This is a genomic window from Micromonospora sp. WMMD980 (assembly GCF_029626035.1).
In the GTDB taxonomy this organism is placed as follows: domain Bacteria; phylum Actinomycetota; class Actinomycetes; order Mycobacteriales; family Micromonosporaceae; genus Micromonospora.
Genome location: NZ_JARUBE010000003.1, coordinates 2,517,698 through 2,533,957, shown reverse-complemented (window position 1 = coordinate 2,533,957; position 16,260 = coordinate 2,517,698). Strand labels below are relative to the sequence as shown.

General features: G+C 74.5%; 22 protein-coding genes and 1 pseudogene. 15 read left to right on the top strand and 8 right to left on the bottom strand.

What is annotated here, in order from left to right:
- Window positions 1–38: 38 nt before the first annotated feature.
- The 4 genes from O7618_RS12295 to O7618_RS12280 all read left to right on the top strand — a co-directional run bounded on the left by O7618_RS12295 (window position 39) and on the right by O7618_RS12280 (window position 3,392).
- The gene (locus tag O7618_RS12295) at window positions 39–1,229 is read left to right on the top strand and encodes a helix-turn-helix transcriptional regulator (RefSeq protein WP_278106191.1); all 1,191 of its coding nucleotides are present in this window, start codon (window positions 39–41) and stop codon (window positions 1,227–1,229) included.
- Between the two features lie 497 nt (window positions 1,230–1,726).
- Complete coding sequence (locus O7618_RS12290; RefSeq protein ID WP_181567959.1) at window positions 1,727–1,945, top strand: hypothetical protein; 219 nt, start codon at window positions 1,727–1,729, stop codon at window positions 1,943–1,945.
- Between the two features lie 42 nt (window positions 1,946–1,987).
- Window positions 1,988–2,707: a GNAT family N-acetyltransferase gene (locus O7618_RS12285; protein ID WP_278106189.1), complete on the top strand. Its 720-nt coding sequence runs from the start codon at window positions 1,988–1,990 to the stop codon at window positions 2,705–2,707.
- Between the two features lie 4 nt (window positions 2,708–2,711).
- Window positions 2,712–3,392 (top strand): AAA family ATPase, encoded by a 681-nt coding sequence (locus tag O7618_RS12280; RefSeq protein ID WP_278106188.1) that lies wholly within the window; start codon window positions 2,712–2,714, stop codon window positions 3,390–3,392.
- 25 nt (window positions 3,393–3,417) lie between these two features.
- On the opposite strand, the gene O7618_RS12275 is transcribed toward O7618_RS12280, so the two are convergent.
- Complete coding sequence (locus tag O7618_RS12275; RefSeq protein ID WP_278106187.1) at window positions 3,418–3,825, bottom strand: nitroreductase family deazaflavin-dependent oxidoreductase; 408 nt, start codon at window positions 3,823–3,825, stop codon at window positions 3,418–3,420.
- 73 nt (window positions 3,826–3,898) lie between these two features.
- On the opposite strand from O7618_RS12275, the gene O7618_RS12270 reads away from it, so the two are divergent.
- Entirely contained in the window at window positions 3,899–4,435 is a 537-nt protein-coding gene (locus O7618_RS12270) for an ATP-binding protein (protein ID WP_278106186.1), read from the top strand.
- 4 nt (window positions 4,436–4,439) lie between these two features.
- On the opposite strand, the gene O7618_RS12265 is transcribed toward O7618_RS12270, so the two are convergent.
- From O7618_RS12265 to O7618_RS12255, 3 genes are all read right to left on the bottom strand, one after another.
- Window positions 4,440–4,775 carry a hypothetical protein gene (locus O7618_RS12265; protein WP_278106185.1) on the bottom strand — a complete coding sequence of 112 codons (336 nt, stop codon included), beginning with the start codon at window positions 4,773–4,775 and terminating at the stop codon, window positions 4,440–4,442.
- 351 nt (window positions 4,776–5,126) lie between these two features.
- Window positions 5,127–5,321, bottom strand: a complete 195-nt coding sequence (locus O7618_RS12260; protein ID WP_278106184.1) for a DUF4240 domain-containing protein — start codon at window positions 5,319–5,321, stop codon at window positions 5,127–5,129.
- A gap of 77 nt (window positions 5,322–5,398) precedes the next feature.
- Window positions 5,399–6,004, bottom strand: a complete 606-nt coding sequence (locus tag O7618_RS12255; RefSeq protein WP_278106183.1) for a YdeI/OmpD-associated family protein — start codon at window positions 6,002–6,004, stop codon at window positions 5,399–5,401.
- A gap of 22 nt (window positions 6,005–6,026) precedes the next feature.
- Between O7618_RS12255 and O7618_RS12250 the strand changes: the two genes are divergently transcribed.
- The 5 genes from O7618_RS12250 to O7618_RS12230 are packed head-to-tail and all read left to right on the top strand — an operon-like array spanning window position 6,027 to window position 9,221.
- Window positions 6,027–6,923 carry an aminoglycoside phosphotransferase family protein gene (locus tag O7618_RS12250; protein ID WP_278106182.1) on the top strand — a complete coding sequence of 299 codons (897 nt, stop codon included), beginning with the start codon at window positions 6,027–6,029 and terminating at the stop codon, window positions 6,921–6,923.
- A 33-nt stretch (window positions 6,924–6,956) separates the two neighbouring features.
- Entirely contained in the window at window positions 6,957–7,601 is a 645-nt protein-coding gene (locus tag O7618_RS12245; RefSeq protein ID WP_278106181.1) for an alpha/beta hydrolase, read from the top strand.
- Window positions 7,602–7,637: 36 nt separating this feature from the next.
- Window positions 7,638–7,943 (top strand): OsmC family protein, encoded by a 306-nt coding sequence (locus O7618_RS12240; RefSeq protein ID WP_278106180.1) that lies wholly within the window; start codon window positions 7,638–7,640, stop codon window positions 7,941–7,943.
- Between the two features lie 9 nt (window positions 7,944–7,952).
- Window positions 7,953–8,561, top strand: coding sequence for a class I SAM-dependent methyltransferase (locus O7618_RS12235; protein ID WP_278106179.1), 609 nt, complete (start codon window positions 7,953–7,955; stop codon window positions 8,559–8,561).
- 54 nt (window positions 8,562–8,615) lie between these two features.
- Window positions 8,616–9,221, top strand: a complete 606-nt coding sequence (locus O7618_RS12230) for a GNAT family N-acetyltransferase (RefSeq protein ID WP_278106178.1) — start codon at window positions 8,616–8,618, stop codon at window positions 9,219–9,221.
- A gap of 75 nt (window positions 9,222–9,296) precedes the next feature.
- On the opposite strand, the gene O7618_RS12225 is transcribed toward O7618_RS12230, so the two are convergent.
- The gene (locus tag O7618_RS12225) at window positions 9,297–9,674 is read right to left on the bottom strand and encodes a HEAT repeat domain-containing protein (protein ID WP_278106177.1); all 378 of its coding nucleotides are present in this window, start codon (window positions 9,672–9,674) and stop codon (window positions 9,297–9,299) included.
- Window positions 9,671–10,909, bottom strand: a complete 1,239-nt coding sequence (locus O7618_RS12220) for an MFS transporter (RefSeq protein ID WP_278106176.1) — start codon at window positions 10,907–10,909, stop codon at window positions 9,671–9,673. The genes O7618_RS12225 and O7618_RS12220 overlap by 4 nt, the downstream gene beginning before the upstream one ends.
- Before the next feature lie 91 nt (window positions 10,910–11,000).
- Between O7618_RS12220 and O7618_RS12215 the strand changes: the two genes are divergently transcribed.
- The 4 genes and pseudogenes from O7618_RS12215 (at window position 11,001) to O7618_RS12200 (ending at window position 13,665) form a co-directional block, all read left to right on the top strand.
- Window positions 11,001–11,954, top strand: a complete 954-nt coding sequence (locus O7618_RS12215) for a LysR family transcriptional regulator (RefSeq protein WP_278106175.1) — start codon at window positions 11,001–11,003, stop codon at window positions 11,952–11,954.
- A gap of 1 nt (window position 11,955) precedes the next feature.
- Window positions 11,956–12,605 (top strand): annotated as a pseudogene (locus O7618_RS12210) (class I SAM-dependent methyltransferase).
- Between the two features lie 18 nt (window positions 12,606–12,623).
- Window positions 12,624–13,280, top strand: coding sequence for a hypothetical protein (locus O7618_RS12205; protein ID WP_278106174.1), 657 nt, complete (start codon window positions 12,624–12,626; stop codon window positions 13,278–13,280).
- Between the two features lie 28 nt (window positions 13,281–13,308).
- Window positions 13,309–13,665 carry a hypothetical protein gene (locus O7618_RS12200; RefSeq protein ID WP_278106173.1) on the top strand — a complete coding sequence of 119 codons (357 nt, stop codon included), beginning with the start codon at window positions 13,309–13,311 and terminating at the stop codon, window positions 13,663–13,665.
- A 101-nt stretch (window positions 13,666–13,766) separates the two neighbouring features.
- Here the strand turns inward: O7618_RS12200 and O7618_RS12195 are convergent, their stop codons facing one another.
- Window positions 13,767–14,858: a winged helix DNA-binding domain-containing protein gene (locus O7618_RS12195; protein ID WP_278106172.1), complete on the bottom strand. Its 1,092-nt coding sequence runs from the start codon at window positions 14,856–14,858 to the stop codon at window positions 13,767–13,769.
- Window positions 14,859–14,920: 62 nt separating this feature from the next.
- A complete protein-coding gene (locus tag O7618_RS12190; protein ID WP_278106170.1) occupies window positions 14,921–15,157 on the bottom strand; it encodes a hypothetical protein in 237 nt (78 codons plus the stop codon).
- Window positions 15,158–15,366: 209 nt separating this feature from the next.
- On the opposite strand from O7618_RS12190, the gene O7618_RS12185 reads away from it, so the two are divergent.
- Window positions 15,367–16,260, top strand: coding sequence for an ABC transporter ATP-binding protein (locus tag O7618_RS12185; protein ID WP_278106168.1), 894 nt, complete (start codon window positions 15,367–15,369; stop codon window positions 16,258–16,260).

Genomic DNA, 16,260 nt, shown 5'->3' with positions numbered 1-16,260 from the left:
ATCATCGTCGACAACGTCACCTTTTGGAGGCGGCAAGGATGACCAGGAAGGCCGACACCATCGGTGCCCGGATCCGGTACTGGCGGATGCGCCGTGGCGGGATGAGCCAATCCGCCCTCGCCGGCCTCGCCGGGGTCAGCCAGTCCTACATCTCGCAGGTCGAGTCCGGCCGTAAGGTGATCGACCGGCGGTCCACCCTGGTTGCTGTGGCCGCCGCGTTGCAGGTCACTGTCGCGGATCTGCTTGGTCAGGGCACCGAGACCGGTGATCCCGCCAGGGAGCACGCTGCGGAGTGCGTTCCGGCGATCTGGTCCGCGCTGATCGAGATCGAGGACGGCGAACGTCGGCAGCCCACGCGCACGCCCCGGGACCTGGCCGCTGCTGTCGCGCGCAGCGAGCAGCTCCGCCACCGCTCGAACTTCCCGGCCATGGCCCAGATGCTGCCGGGCCTGCTGGTGGAGTCCGCCGCCGCGGGCGGGGCCGTGCTCGCGCAGGTGGCGTATCAGGCGTCGGCCTGCCTGCGGCACCTCGGGTACCGGCACCTGGCGTTGAACGCGGCCCGCGTCGCGGTGGCGGCGGCCGAGGACGTGGCGGAACCGGCGTGGCTGGGCGCGTCCCGCTTCGCGTACGCGCAGAGCCTGCCCATCGAGTCGGCGTCCCTGGCGGCGCGGGCGGCCGATCGCTCGCTGGCGGAACTCCAGTCCGCCGCCGCCGACGAGCGGGTCCGCCAGATGCTGGGCCAGTTGCATCTCTCGGCGGCGCTGGCGTCGACGGTGAGTGGACGGCCGGATGTCGCTCGCGACCACCTGACCGAGGCGGCCCGGGAGGCCGCGACGCTCGGCGATCCCCAGGACGGTATGGGATTCAATGGCTGCGGATTTGGACCGACCAATGTGGCGCTGTGGCAGATGTCCATCGCCGGTGAGTCGGGCGAGCCCGGCCGGGTGATCGAGCTGTCCCGAACGGTACGGCCGCAGGTTCTCGCCGCCTCGATCCGGCAGATGTCGTACTGGCTCGATCTCGGGCGCGCGCTGGCCGACTCCGGACGGCGTGACGGTGAGGCGATTACGGCGTTCGTCCGCGCGGAGCAGGCTGCGCCGGTGCCGTTCTCGCTCAACCCCCTCGCGCAGGATGCCGTCGTCGCGATGGCACACCGGGCCAAGCGGCGTGCTCTGCCCAAGGAACTCCGCCTCCTAGCCGGACGGCTCGGCATCGTCATACACCCATAACCAGGGGTAATCACCTCCTCGCTGTCGGCTCCTAATGTCTGCGTCGGTTGAGGCGGACGGTTCGCCCCGGCCCTGGCAGACGGAGGCGGGAATGGGTGGTCGGCTCGGTAGGGCTCGACGTTGTAACGGCCAGCAGATCCAGGCGGCCGAATGGGAGGCAGCCAAGCAACGGCTCCTCGCCCTGGCCCGGTCGGACCAGCCGCAGAGCGTCCCGTTGGCGTCGGTGGACAAGGCTTGCGTGAGTGGCAGCGCCCCGCGGCGCGTCCGCATCTTGTCGTATGAGGGCTACTTGCTCGCCGTGGTCCTCACGCTCGTTCGCCGCCACCGGCCGGCCTGGTCGTGGCGGAAATGGCGGTGGGTGTGTCGGTGCGGCGCGGACCTGCCCTGCCGGGTGCGCCACCGGGTGCCCATCGGCCGGGCGCACTGGCTGCCGGGCGAGCCCCGGTGAACATGGGGGATCCAGCGGGCTGCCCTCCGTACCCTGGTCGGGGTCGGGGGTGAGCGGGCACGGGCCGGTGCTGCCGGTCTGGACGTGCGACGCGTGCGGCGGCCCGTGGCCGTGCGCGACCCGGCGGCGGGAGCTGCTGGTGGAGTACGAGGGCGCGCCGATCTCGTTGGCGTTGTACCTGGGGGCGCAGTTGGCCCGGGCGACGGCAGATCTGAGCTGGGCGCCGGCCGGAGCGTTGCACCGCCGCTTCCTGGGGTGGCTGCGGTGAAAGGACTGGCGGGAGCGCCGGGCCGGGCGCGAGGATGCGTTCATGGCCGCTGATCCGTTGCTCGATCGCGTGCGTGCGGCCTGGCTCGACCTGGCTGGAGTGCCGATGGCCTTTCCCGCCGGCGGCGGCGTCGAGGTGGCCGCCTCGGCCAGGTCGCTGCTCTGTCCACCGGGCTGGGTCGGGATCGTCGTGCTGGGCGACGCCGCCGTCGTCAGCGTACCGTCGGATGGTCTGGTGGGGACGGTGCGCGAGGTGCTGCGGCGGCTGCCCGTCGCGGAGCTGACCGACGCCGGGCCGCTGCGCGCTCTCCTGCCGGTGGCCGGGGTGCTCGGGCCGGCGAGCCTGGCCTACCTCGACGAGGGCCGGTTCCGGCCGGCGTCCGGTGACGTGCCGGTGGTCCCGGGGGAGCCAGCCGATGTCGCCGCGCTGCCGGCGGCCGTGCCGGCGGACGACGCCGACGAGTGCGGGTTGGCCGACGTCACCTCGCCGGTGTTCGTCGTGCGCCGGGGGACCGACGTGCTCGCGGCGGCCGGCTACCGGCGTTGGCCGGGGCGGGTGGCCCACCTGGGCGTGCTCACCCGGGCGGACCGGCGTGGGCGCGGGCTGGCGCGTGCCGTGGCCTCGGCGGCGGTCGCGGACGCGGTGGCGAACGGACTGCTGCCGCAGTGGCGGGCCCGGCGGGAACCGTCCCGCCGGGTGGCGCGGGCGCTGGGCTTCCGGCAGCTCGGCGCGCAACTGAGCCTCGCGCTGGCGGAGGAGTGACGGCATGGCCTACGGCACCCGCGACGATCTGCTCCGCGACCTGGCCGACGCGGTGGGACGCGTGACCGCCGGGCATCCCACGCGGGTGGCCGTCGACGGGCCGCCCGCCGCCGGCAAGACCACGCTCGCCGACGAGCTGGCCGGTGTCCTGCGCGCGCGGGGCCGGCACGTCATCCGGGCGACGGTCGACGACTTTCTCGTCCCCCTCAAGCGGCGCTACCGGCGGGGGGAGTTCTCGGCGGAGGGCTGCTACCTCGACGCCCACGACCATCCGGCGCTGAACCGGATGCTGCTCGATCCGCTCGGCCCGGGCGGGGACCGACGCTTCCGGCACGCGGTCCACGACGACGCCCCGACCTGGACGGCCCCGGTCGACGCGGTGCTGGTCTTCGACGGCGTCTTCCTCCTGCGCCCGGAACTGGTCGACCGGTGGGAGCTGCGCGTCCTCGTGTCGGTCACGCACGAGCGGCTCGTGGCCCGTGCCGTGGTCCGGGAGGGCCGGGTGTCGTCGCGGGCCGAGGTCGAGCGGCGCTGGCGGGAGCGGTACCTCCCCGCCCAGCAGCTCTACGCCGCCACGGCCCGCCCGGTCGACCGCGCCGACATCGTCGTGCGCAACGACGAGCCGCGGCGGCCGGCCTGGGAGACCCGGGCGCGCGGACACCCCGGTCAGCGCGGTACGCGGTAGCGCGGGTCCGGAGTGGGTAGCCGAATTAGGGTGCGGGCTCCAGCACGACGACCGGGATCTGCCGGCTGGTCTTCCGCTCGTAGTCGGCGAAGCCCGGGTACGCCGCCTTCTGCGCGTCCCAGATCCGTTCCCGCTCGTCGCCGTCGGCGACCCTGGCGACCAGGTCGACCGTGTCGGTGCCGATCTCCGCCGTGACATTCGGCTCGGCGAGCAGGTTGTGGTACCAGTCGGGATTGGTGGGCGCGCCGGCCTTGGACGCGAACACCGCGTAGCCGCCGTCCAGCTCCTGGTACATCATCGGGTTGACCCGGGGCTTGCCGCTCCGGGCGCCGACGGTGTGCAACAGCAGCAGCGGGGCGCCGGCGAACTGGCCGCCCACCCGGCCGCCGTTGGCCCGGAACTCGGCGATGATCTTGTCATTCCAGTCGCTCACGTCTGCCCCTCGTCCGACCGGTCGGCTGTGGCGAACACTACCCTGATCGTTACCCAACAGTTCGGCGGCGACGATGAGGCGACCCACACTCTTCCTGACCGTGGGACTTCCCTGCAGCGGGAAGACCACCGCCGCTCGGCGCATCGAGGTCGAGCAGCAGGCGCTCCGCCTCACCAAGGACGAGTGGGTGAAGGCGCTCTACGGGCCGGAGAACCCGCCCTCCGCGCAGGACGTGATCGAGGGGCGGCTGATCCGGATCGGGCTGCGCGCCCTCGAACTCGGCGCCAACGTCGTGATCGACTTCGGCCTGTGGAGCCGGGACGAGCGGTCCGCCCTCCGGCAGGCGGCGGCCGACGTCGGCGCGGCGGTGGAGCTGCACTACTTCGTCGTCACCGCCGCCGAGCAGCGCATCCGGGTCGACCGGCGTCAGGCCGAGGCGCCGCACACGACCTGGCCGATGTCCGACGAGGAACTCGCCGGGTGGGCGGCCACCATCGAGATCCCGACCCCGGGCGAACTCGACGGCAGCGAACCCGTCGGCGACCCGCCGGCCGGATTCGCGACGTGGCAGCAGTGGCGTGACCACCGCTGGCCCCCGTCGGTCTGCTGAGGCGTCACGCGTAGCCCATCGCCGGGACGATCCGGTGGAACGCCGCCTCGATCCGCTCGCGGGTTCCGGTGTCGAACTGGTGGTCGCGGTGCGCCAGCCGGTGCGCCTGGAACGTCGACCGGGTGGCGACGTCGTCCACTCCGAGCCGCGCGAACAGGGCCCGCCGCTGCCCGGGCCAGTCGGCCGCGAGATCCTCCGCCCGCACCTCGACGTAGCGCCGGCCCGCCAGATCCGCCGTGTCCCGCCAGGTGAGCCAGCGGCGATAGATCGGTACGAGGTAGGCGAGCGCCCCGTCGACCGTGGACGGCGCCCACGGCTGCGCCAGGTGCGAGGCCAGCACCGCGACCGGGTGACGCGTGACGCGTGACGTGCACGATCGTCGCGTCGGGCACCAGCTCCCAGAGGAAGTCCATGCACAGCAGGTTGAACGGTGTCTTCTCGCACCAGGTCGGCTTGCCCGCGTCGGCGGCCGCGCCGCCGAACAGCGTGTCCACCAGGCCCCGCAGGACGCCCAGCAGGTCACCCCGGTCGTCGAAGAACCGGGGTACGACCCGTCGGCGGGCGGGCGTCCCGAACGGTCCCGCCGGCCGGTCGCCGTCGCCAAAACCCTCGGCCGGCACCGGCTCGTCGTAGGCGTGCGCGACCAGCCGGGGCCAGACAGCGCCCGTCCCACCGTCGATGTCCACGAAGATCATCGGCCGCGTGACGCCGGCGCGCACCGCCGAACGTCGTAGAAGTGCTGGAACTCGACCGCCGTCGAGGGGCCCAACGCGGTCAGCCGCGCCACCAGGTGGCGGGCGACGGTCGCGGCCGACTCGGCGTCACGGGTGTCGCCCACCTCGGCCCGGGACCGCTCCACGATCTCCCAGAACACCTCACGATTCATGATCGGGATCGTACGCGCGGCACCCGCCCTGGTCGATCGGCGGCGATGCCGTCGCGACGCGATGCCCGTCCGCGCCGTCACGGCGCGTTCGGCGGCCTGGCCTGCTGCGGGTGGATGGTCTCGCGGCGGGCCAGCATGGCGACGAACTCGTCGATCTTCCGCGTCCGGGTCTCCGCCCGCTTGACGGCGTTGAGCCGGTAGACGAGCGCGAACCGGTTGGCCTTGGTGAGCACGTCGAACATGGCCTGGGCGGCGGGCTCGGCGGCGATCGCGGCGAGCAGGTCGGCCGGCGCCTCGGCCTCCGACGGCGGGGCGTAGGCGGCCGCCCAGCGCCCGTCCGCCTTCGCGGCCTCCACCGCGGCGCGGCCCGCCGGCCGCATCCGCCCCTGCTCCTCCAGCCGGGCCACGTGGGCGACGTTGCGCTGCGACCAGGAGCTGCGGGATCGGCGCGGGGTGAACCGGATCCAGGAGGTCTCCGCGTCGCGCTTGCGGGCCTGCCCGTCGATCCAGCCGAAGCAGAGCGCCTCGTCGACCGCCTGTTGCCAGGTCAGCGTCGTGACGGTGCCGCCCTTCCGGGTCAGGGCCAGCCAGACGCCGGGTGAGGTGGCATGGTGGGCCGACAGCCAGGCACGCAGTTCCTCGGCGTCCCCGACGACCAACTCGTCCAGCTCGGCGCTCGGCATGACGGAAGGTTAACCGCTCGGTATGACACCGGAGATCACCGCGGAGTTGATCCGGGATCTGCTCCGCGACCAGCACCCCGACCTCGCCGACCACCCGGTCCGGCCGGCCGCGCGGGGGTGGGACAACCAGATGTGGCGGCTCGGCGACGACCTGGCGGTCCGGCTTCCCTGGGCCACGCGGACGGCGGGCCCGCTGCTGTACAAGGAACACCACTGGGTGCCTGGGCTCGCCGGGCGACTACCGCTGCCGGTTCCCGTCCCGCAGCGGCTCGGCGAGCCGTCCGAGAGGTTCCCGCATCCGTGGCTCGCCACGACCTGGATCCCGGGTAAGCCCGCCGACCGCGCCCCGGTGACCCGACCCGGGGCCGCGGCCACCTCCCTGGCCGCGTTCCTGTCCGCCCTGCACCGGCCCGCCCCCGACCACGCGCCGACCAGCGCGACCCGTGGCGGCCCCCTGTCCGAGCGGGCGGACGGCGTCGCCGCGGCGCTCGACGACGCCACCGGCCGAGGGCTGGTCGACGACCCGGACGCCGTGCGCGCGCTCTGGCACGACGCGGTGGCCGCGCCGGGGTGGACCGGGCCACCGCTGTGGTTGCACGCCGACCTGCACCCGGCCAACGTGCTCGTCGAGGACGGCACGTTCTGCGGAGTCATCGACTTCGGTGATCTCTGCGTCGGCGACCCGGCCTACGACCTGGCCGCCGGCTGGCTGCTGCTGCCGGACGGCGCCGTCGACGAATTCCATTCGGCCTACCGGCCGACGCCGGACGCCGCCACCGCGCGGCGTGCCCGTGGCTGGGCGGCGGCGCGCGCCCTCCTCATCGGCGACAACGGCGTCCACGGTCGGCCCGGCGGCAAGGCCACCTGGGGCCCACCCGCCGCGGCGGCGCTGCGACGCCTGGTCGCCACGGTCCGCTGACGGGTGTCGTACCCGGATGTGACGCTTCCCGACATGGCGACGTTCGTTCTGATCCACGGCGGCGGGGGCAGCGCCTGGGACTGGCACCTCCTGGTTCCGGAGCTGGTCGCCCTCGGCCACGACGTGGTGGTGCCGGAGCTGCCGATCGAGGACCGGTCGGCCGGCTTCACCGAGTTCCGCCAGGTGGTCGTCGACGCGGTCGGCGACCGGCGCGATCTCGTGGTGGTCGGCCATTCCTACGGCGCGTTCACCGCCCCGCTGATCGCCGACAGGCTGCCGGTCCGGCTGCTGGTCCTGCTCACCCCGATGATCCCCCGGCCGGGGGAGCGGCCCGGCGACTGGTGGGACCACACCGGCTACCGGGGTGCCGAAGGGCTCAGCGAGGAGCAGCAGTTCTACAACGGCGTGCCCGCCGAGGTCGTCGCCGAGGCCGCCGCCCACGCCCGGGAGCAGGTCAGCGCCGAGGGCGACGAGCCCTGGCCCCTCGACGCCTGGCCGGACGTGCCGACCACTGTGCTCATCGCCCGCGCGGACCGGTTCTTCCCGGTCGACTTCCTGCGCCGGCTGACCGCCGAACGGCTCGGCGTCACGCCCGACGAGGTGGACGGTGGACACTCGGTGGCGCTCAGCCACCCGAGGCAACTCGCCGATCGGCTCTCCGGCTACCTGCGGTCCTGAGGCCGCGGGTTCACCGGTCGCGACTCCTCACCTCGCGTGACGGTCACCGCCGACTTCACCGGCGCCCACCTGCTGCACGTCGCCGTGGCGGGTTGCGTGCTCAACGACGTCTACCGGGAGGCCGGCGCGCTGGGCATCCGCGTCGACGGGGTGCGGGTGACCGCGTCCGGCGACTTCGACACGCGGACCTGGGCCTCCACCGGCATCACCTACCACGTCGAGCTTCGCTCGCCCACGCCCGCCGATGAGCTGGACCGGCTGCTGGAGCGGGTCGACGAGGTGGCCGAGATCCCGCGCACCCTGCGCGCCGGCGCCCCGGTTCGGCGCGCTGACCTCCCCTAGGGTGTTCGGGTGACGACGGACCAGGTCCGGCGGGCGTACGCGTCCGTGGCGGATCTCTACATCGACCTGTTCGGGACGAGCGAGCAGGTCCACGCCGACGACCTCGCGTTCATCCGGCGGCACCTGGCCGGCCGGCCCGGTCCGGTGCTCGACCTGGGCTGCGGGCCGGGGCACCTCACCGACTTCCTCCGCCGCCTCGGCGGCGACGCCACGGGTTTCGACATCGTGCCCGAGTTCGTCGCCCACGCCCGGTCCACCCACCCGGACGGCCGGTACGTGTTCGGGGCGATGGAGCGGCTTCCGGTCGCCGGCCGCAGCGCCGCCGGCATCCTGGCCTGGGGCTCGGTCATCCACCTGCCGCCGCCCGACCTGGACGGGGTGCTCGCCGAGTTCCGCCGGGTGACCGCGCCGGGCGCGACAGTGGTCTGCGGCATCTTCGTCGGCGACGAGGTCAGCGCGTTCGACCACAAGGTCACCACCGCCTACCGCTGGCCGGTCGACGCGTTCTCCGCCCGGCTGGCGCGGGCCGGGTTCGCCGAGGTCGAGCGCCTGCACCGGCCCGGCGACGACACCCGCCGGCCGCATGCCGCGGTGGCGGCGGTCAGGACGGCCGGCTGAGGCCGGGGGCGGAAAACGATCGCCGCGCGGGCGGGGCCGTGTCATCGTGGCCGGATGCCCCAACCGATCTTGCGCACCGCGCGCCTGCTGATGGTTCCGCTGGCCGACCGGCACCTCGACCTGGAGGTACGGCTCGACTCCGACGCCGAGGTGCTCCGCTACCTGTTCAGCCGGCCGCACCCGAGGGACGTGGTGGCGGACTACCACGCCCGGCGGATGGCCCAGGCCGCCAAGGTCGGCGGTCTGGGCTTCTGGATGGCGTTCGGGTCCGGCGACTGCGGGCGCGAGTCGATCGCGCCCGCGAGCGAGGACGAGGGCGAGTTCGTCGGGCTCATGATGCTCCCGCCGGCGCACGGCCCCGACCAGCCCGACGATCCCACCGTCGCGGAACTGGGCTACCGCCTCGTCCGTCGGCACTGGCGCAAGGGCCTCGCCAGTGAGGCGTCCCGCTGCCTGCTGCGGCACGCCTTCGACACGGTCGGGCAGCGCCTCGTGATCGCGCAGACGATGGCCGTCAACGCCGGCTCGCGTGGCGTGATGGAGGCGGTCGGCATGCGCTACGTCCGCACCTACTTCCCCGAGTGGGACGAGCCGCTGCCGGGCGCGGAGCACGGCGAGGTCGAGTACGAGATGACCCGGGAGATGTGGCAGGCCCGCTGACGCGTCACCGCGTGTCGTCGGTGTCGCGCAACGCCGCCGACGCGGTCGCCCGCACGGTCGCGTCGGTGTCCTCGCTCAGCACGCGCAGCAGCGGACGTCCCGCCGGCCAGCGTCGCAGCCCGGTGGCGCGGACCAGGCGAGCCGCAGCACGGCGTGGTGCCGGACCCACTCGTCCGGGTCGCGCAGGGCCGTGAGGACCAGCGCGTACGCCTGCGGGTCGGTGTCCACGGCCGGCAGCGAGCTCAGCGCGGTCCGCCGGATCACCGGGTCGGGATCGGTGAGCGCCTCGCGCAGCGTCGCCAGGTCGGACGGCTCGTGGACGTCGTCCAACGCCCACAGCGCGGCCCGGCGCGTCGACCGGTCGGCGTCGTGCAGCAGCGGCAGGACGACCGCCCGGACGGCGGCGCGATCGGCCCCGCCGCGTGGCCGGGTCAGCGTATCGCCGGCCGTCATGGCTCGTGGGAACCGACCGGCACGGGACGGGCGCTCCGGCGCGAGGCGTCCGTTCCGGGCAGCAGGAGCGGGGTGGCGAGCAGCAGCACGCCGGAGACGGTGATCGCGGCCAGCGGGCCGACCACGGCGGCCAGCACGCCCCACCCCACGGTCAGCGTGGCCTGGGTGAGCCGGCTGCTGACGCTCCACGCGGCGAGCACGCGGGCGGTCCGGTCCGGAGGGGTGCGGCGCAGCCGTTCGGTGGCCAGGAGCGGGTTGAACACGCCCATGCACATGATCAGCAGGGCCTCCACCACGATCACGGTGACCAGTCCGCCGACGCCGGGCCGCAGGAACGCCAGCCCGAGCGGGAACACCGACCGCAGCCAGCCGGACGCGGTCAGGACCCGATACCCGCCGAACCGCCGCACCAGGCGCGGGGAGAGGCGGGCCCCGACGAACCCGCCCAGCGCCGGCAGGCCGAACGCCAGACCGTACTGCCAGGCCGGGAGGCCGTACTCGCCCAGCAACAGCACCGCCAGCAGCGGCACGGTGGCCGTGATCAGCGCGCCGACCAGCACCGAGTTGAGGAACAGGCGCCGCAGCACCGGGTCGTGGCGGATGAACCGCCAGCCGGCGAGCAGGTCGGCGCCGCGTACCCGGCCGGCCCGGGGCGTGGCCACGTCGCCGCCCCGGATGCGGCGTACCGCCAGCGCGGAGAGCAGGTAGCTCACCGCGTCGGCGGTGACGGTGACGACCGGGCCGAGCAGCCCGACCAGCGCGCCGCCGAGCGGCGGGCCGGCCGCCGTCGCCACCCAGGCGGTGCCCTCGAACCGCCCGTTCGCCACCAGCAGCCGGTCGCCGGGGACCAGATGCCTCAGGTACGCGCCGGACGCCGCGCCGAACGCGACGCCCGCGCTCCCGGAGACCACCGCGACCAGCAGGAGCTGGCCGTAGGAGAGCACACTCAGGCCGTACGCGACGGGCACGCTCGCCAGGGCGACGAACCGGACCAGATCCGTCGCGATCATCACCGGGCGCTTCGGCCGGTGCTCGACCCACGGCCCGAGCGGGACCGCGACCAGCGCCGCCACCGCCAGCCCCGCCGCCTCCAGCAGCGACACCGCGACCGCCGAGGAGTCCAACACCCGTACCGCGAGCAGCGGGAACGCGCCGAAGGCGAGCCACGTGCCGTAGGTGCTGACCGCGTAGGCCGACCACAGCCAGCCGAAGCCGGCCCCCAGTTTCTCCCGCACCCGGGCATCAGACCGGCCTCCGGTGTGTGGGCGCAAACAACCGCCGGTAGGCGAGCCACAACCATCGGTGGGGCGGCCCTAGGGTGGGCCGGTGGACACCGAGGCAGTGCGATCGTTCGTCCGGGCGGCCGAGCTGGGTCAGCTCCGACACGCCGCCGACGAGCTGGGCGTCACCCAGCAGGCCGTCTCGAAGCGGGTCGCCGCCCTGGAGCGTGAGCTGGCCGTCCGCCTGTTCACCCGTACCGCCCGGGGGGTCGACCTGACGCTCGACGGCCAGGCGTTCCTCCCGCACGCCCGCGGCGTCGTCGCGCACGCCGACCGCGCCGCGGCGGCGGTCCGGCCCGGCTCGCGGGCGCCGCGCGTCGACGTGCTCGGCCTGCGCAGCGCGCAGGCCGTCCTGTTGCACGACTACTGGCGGTCGCGTCCCGGGGTCGACCTCGACGTGGTGACGATGCGGGTGGACGATCCGCGCCGGGTCGCCGCCGCCGTCGCGGCGGGCGACCTGGACGCCGCCTTCCGCACCGTCACCGACCCGGCCACCCTGCCGCCCGACGTGCGGATGGTGCACGCGTTCGACTCCCCGCTGGAACTGCTGGTCGGCCCCCGGCACCCGCTCGCCGCCGCCGCCGCGCTGACCCCGGCCGAGCTGCGCGGGCACCGGATCTGGGTGCCGGGCATCGTGGCCGGCAGCGAGTGGTCGGAGTTCTACGACGACCTCACCACCGCGTTCGACCTCCGCGTCGACGCCACCGGCCCGAACTTCGGCACCGAGGTGCTGCTCGACGCGCTGGCGGACTCCGCCGACCTGGCCACCCTCGTCGGCGCCCGGGACCGCTACCTCTGGCCGGCCGGGCACGACCTGCGGCGCGTCCCGATCGTGAACCCGACGCTCGCGTACCCCGTCTCGCTGCTGCTGCCGGCGGACCCGCACCCGGCGCTCCGCCTGATCGTCGACCATTTCGCGGCCCTGCCGCCGCTTCCGGAGCCGGTCTGGCGCCCGGCCTGGCCGCGGCTCGGTCCGGCGGCGTGGGGGACTGACGGCTAGGGTGCCGGCGGTGGACGAATCCGACTGGCTCGACGACACCCGAGCCTCCTACGACACGGTGGCGGTCAGCTACGCCGACCTGCTGCGCGACGCGCTCGCCGGGGAGCCGTTCCAGCGGGGGATCCTCGCGCTCTTCGCCGAGCTGGTGCGGGCGCGGGGGAGCGGACCGGTCGCCGACGTCGGCTGCGGGCCGGGGCGGATCACCGGGCACCTGCACGGCCTCGGCCTGGACGCGTTCGGCGTCGACCTGTCCCCGGCGATGATCGAGGTGGCCCGCCGCGACCATCCCGGCCTGCGGTTCGAGGTGGGCTCGATGACCCGCCTCGACCTGGCCGACGGGAGCCTCACCGGGCTGCTCGCCTGGTTCTCGCTCATCCACGTCCCGGACGCCGAGGTGCCCACGGTCCTCGCCGAGTTCCACCGGGTGTTGCGGCCGGGCGGCGTCGTGCTGCTCGGGTTCCACGCCGGGAACGGCAGCCGGCTCAAGACCGAGGGGTACGGCGGTCACCCCCGATGCGCGTGCGCGTGCACCGTCGAGCGCCGGAGCGGGTCGCGGGCTGGCTGGCGGCGGCCGGGTTCACCGTGGAGGCCGCGATGGCCCACCACCCCGCCCCGGGTGTCGAGGGCGGGTTCCTCTTCGCCCACCGCTGAGCACGCTACCGTGCCCGGGTGACCGAGGCTTCGGCGACACGGGTCGCCGTCACGTCCACGCTCGACTACTACCTGCTCGACCCGGACTGCCCGCGCGGGCTGCTGGTCGAGGAGTTCGAGCTGGCCGACGACCTGTCGGCGACGCGCCTGCGTACCGCCGGGTGGACGCCGGCGCACGGCGGCTGGTGGAGTTCCGCCGCCTTCGCCCGCGCGGTCCGCACGGACCCGGACGTGCGGGCCCGGGTCCGCGCGGTCAGCCGCACCGAGGCGGCGGAGACCTACCGCCGGCTGGGCGGCGGGGCGCTGCCCGACGACGACGCGCTGCGGGACCGCTTCGGCGACGACGTGTCGTTGGCGGGCGCGGCGCCGCTGCGGCTCGACGTCGGTCCACCCGTGCACCGGGTGCTGTTCGCCGGCGGGCTCGACACCGCCCGGCTGGGCCAGTTGCGGGCGGCCCTGCGCCTCGACGGGACGACGGAGCACGGCGCCGGTCGGCTGCGCGTCGACGGGACGGCGTTGCGCTGGGAGCTGCGGCACGCCGGCGGGGTGGCGTGGTGCCTGGACGTGACGGCCGAGCCGCTCGACCGGGACGCGCTGCGACCGCTGCTGCGCCGGCTCACCGGCGTCGTGCGCGGCCACGGCCTGGTGCCCGCGACCGTCGAGTGCCTCGGCTGATGCTTGTCCCTACGGTGGACGCATAAGCATGTACGCGTCGGTTCGCGGTTGGTTGGAGATCGACTTCAAGCAGCGGAGTGCGGCGGAGGAGATCATCCGGCGGCATCATGACGATCTCTACTCCGGTGGCTGGGCCTTCCCGACGGCACCGTTCAACTGGACGCTCTATCTCTTCTACGGCGGGGACATCCGCGAGGCGCGACTGCCCTGGCTGCGCGCGCAGCTCGACGAGTTGGCGGCGATGTCGCCGGTGGACGAGGACGGCGACCGACCGGTCGGCCTGTTCCTCGTGTCCGACGAACGCGGTGGCGCCACCGGGTGGGAGGTGCGCGGCGGGCGGATCCGGGAGGAGGCGACACCCTCGCTGTCCTGGCTCCAAGAGTGATCATCCGCGCGGGAACCACTGCTCACGCACGGCCCGTAGGCCGTCGGCGATCCGCAGCGCTACCCGTACCGGCGGTTCGTCGCCCATTGCTGCGGCTCCCCTCAGTCAGCGAACTCGACCCCGGCGAGAGTGGCCGAGCGGTGCGCGGCGAGGCGTTCGGCCTGCTCGCCCACGTCGTGACGCTGGGCGGCGGTCAGCTTTCCCCACGGCTGCACGGCGACGGTCAGCTTCGCGCCGGACTTGCGGGGCCGCCAGGTGCCGACCAGGTCGGCGTCGGCCAGCACCGCACCCGGTCGACCCAGCACCGGCCACAACTCCTTGGCGCGGGTCGGGTCGGGCGCCAGGGTCGCCCGGTCCTTCGCCTGAAGGAAGAGGTCGAACGGGCCGAGCAGGCGGGTCGCGGTGCTCTCGGCCGACGACAGCGCCGCCTCGTCGGCGGCCAGCAGCCAGCGGGTCTCGCCGTCCACGGTCACCTCCACCGCGTCCTGCGGCCAGCGGGCTTTGACGTCTTTGACCGGGGCGTCGAGGTAGTCGGCCACGTGCTTCGGTGTGGCCGGGCCGAGCAGCCGCAGGTGGGCGCGGACGAGGTCGAGCCGGTCGCCGGGGGTCGCCGCCGGGCGGAAGGACGGGATGCGGCGCAGCACCGGCGGTGAGGTGCCGGGCGTCAGCTCCAGGCCGGCCCGCACGGCGGCCAGGCGGAACGGCATCTCGTAGAGGTGGGTGACCCCGCACGGCCGGCAGAAGCGCAGGTAGGGCTCGGGCAGCACCTCGGCGAGGCGGCCGGAGACGTCGCCCTTGACCGTCGGCTCGGCGACGATCGTGCGCATCCGCGCGGCCACCTCGTCGAGCGCGGCGACGATGCCGATGCCGGCCGCCTTCAACGGTTTGGCCGCGTCGTAGATGCGCTTGGCGGCGTCGGCGTCGGAGAACGGCTCGACCGCGGCGGCCACCCGGCCGACGTCGGCACGACGGTAGAGGTGCGGAGCGCCACGCACGGTCCAGAGCAGGACCAGGTCGTCGCCGGTGGACGCCGACGCGTCGACGCCGCGCAGGGCCAGCGCCCAGCGGGCGCCGTCGGGACCGGTGTCCTGCGCGCCGAGGTCGAACACGGCGGTGTCGGCGAACGTGCCCTCGGCGCGGTCGAGCTGCTGGGCCCGCATGCGGAAGCTCATCACCTGCCGTCGGTCGATCACCGCCCCAGCCTAGGCGTAGGCGCCGACACCGGCCGCGAGACGCGGCCGGTGTCGGCGCCGGATCAGTTCGCCGGCTGCCCCGGGACCGGCGCGGAGGTCGAAGCCTCCGCCCGCCGTGGGCCACCGGAACGCTTGAGCGCGAACACCCCACCGCCGATCAGCACCACGCTGAGGACGATCCCGACGAGGTTACCGTCGGCGAGACTGCCGAACGCCATGAGCAGCCCACAGATCACCGACACCCCGCCGACGAGCCGCAGAAGGTAACGCCCGACCGCCTTTCCCCGTGAATCCATCATGGACGCCCGTCTACCCGTGGTCCCATGCCGGCAAACCGCTCACCGGGCGGCGCGGTGCGGCGGTGCGGGACGGGTGGTCGACCCGGCGGTGTTCGCCCTGTTCGACCTGCCACGACCGTGGACTCCCACCTCGCCGGGTGACATTTGTACCGGCCGACCGGGTATCGCCGGCCCTGCCCGCGCCGCCGCGGCCTCCCTAGCCTCGGGACATGGACGACGACGCGGTACGACTGGCCGGGCTGACCCGGCACTACGGCCCGGTCCGGGCGGTCGACGGGATCGACCTGAGCATCGCGCGGGGGAGCACGGTTGCCCTGCTCGGACCGAACGGCGCCGGCAAAACCACCACCATCTCGATCCTGCTGGGGCTCGCGCCGGCCGACGCCGGGACGGTGTCGCTGTTCGGCGGGACGCCCGCCGGGGCGATCCGGGCCGGCCGGGTCGGCGCGATGCTCCAGGGTGCCGGCTTCGTCCCCGGCGCCACCGTCACCGACCTGGTCGAGCTGGCCCGCGCGCTCTACCCCCACCCGCTGGACACCGACCGGATCCTGCGCCTGGCCGGGCTCACCGATCTGGCCACGCGCCGGGTCGACCGGCTCTCCGGCGGGGAGGCGCAACGCGCCCGGTTCGCGTTCGCCCTGGCCGGTCAGCCGGACCTGCTGGTCCTCGACGAGCCGACCGCCGCCCTGGACGTCGAGGGCCGGCGGGCGTTCTGGACGGCGATCCGGCGCTACGCCGACCACGGCCGCACCGTGCTGTTCAGCACCCACCACCTGCCCGAGGCCGACGAGTACGCCGACCGGGTCGTGGTGCTCGCCGCCGGTCGGGTGGTGGCCGACGGGACACCGGCGCAGGTCCGCGCGTTGGCCGGGGCTCGCACGGTCGCCTTCGACCTGGCCGGCGGGTCGGTCGACGGCCTCAACCGGCTGCCCGCCGTGCGGTCGGTGCGGGTACACGGCGACCGCGTGCTGCTCACCACCGAGGACGCCGACGCGACGGTGCTCGCGCTGGCGTCCGGCCAGGGCTTCCGTGGCCTGGAGGTCGCCGGTCCGGGCCTGGAGGCCGCCTTCCGCGCGCTCACCTCGACGACGACGGGACACTGA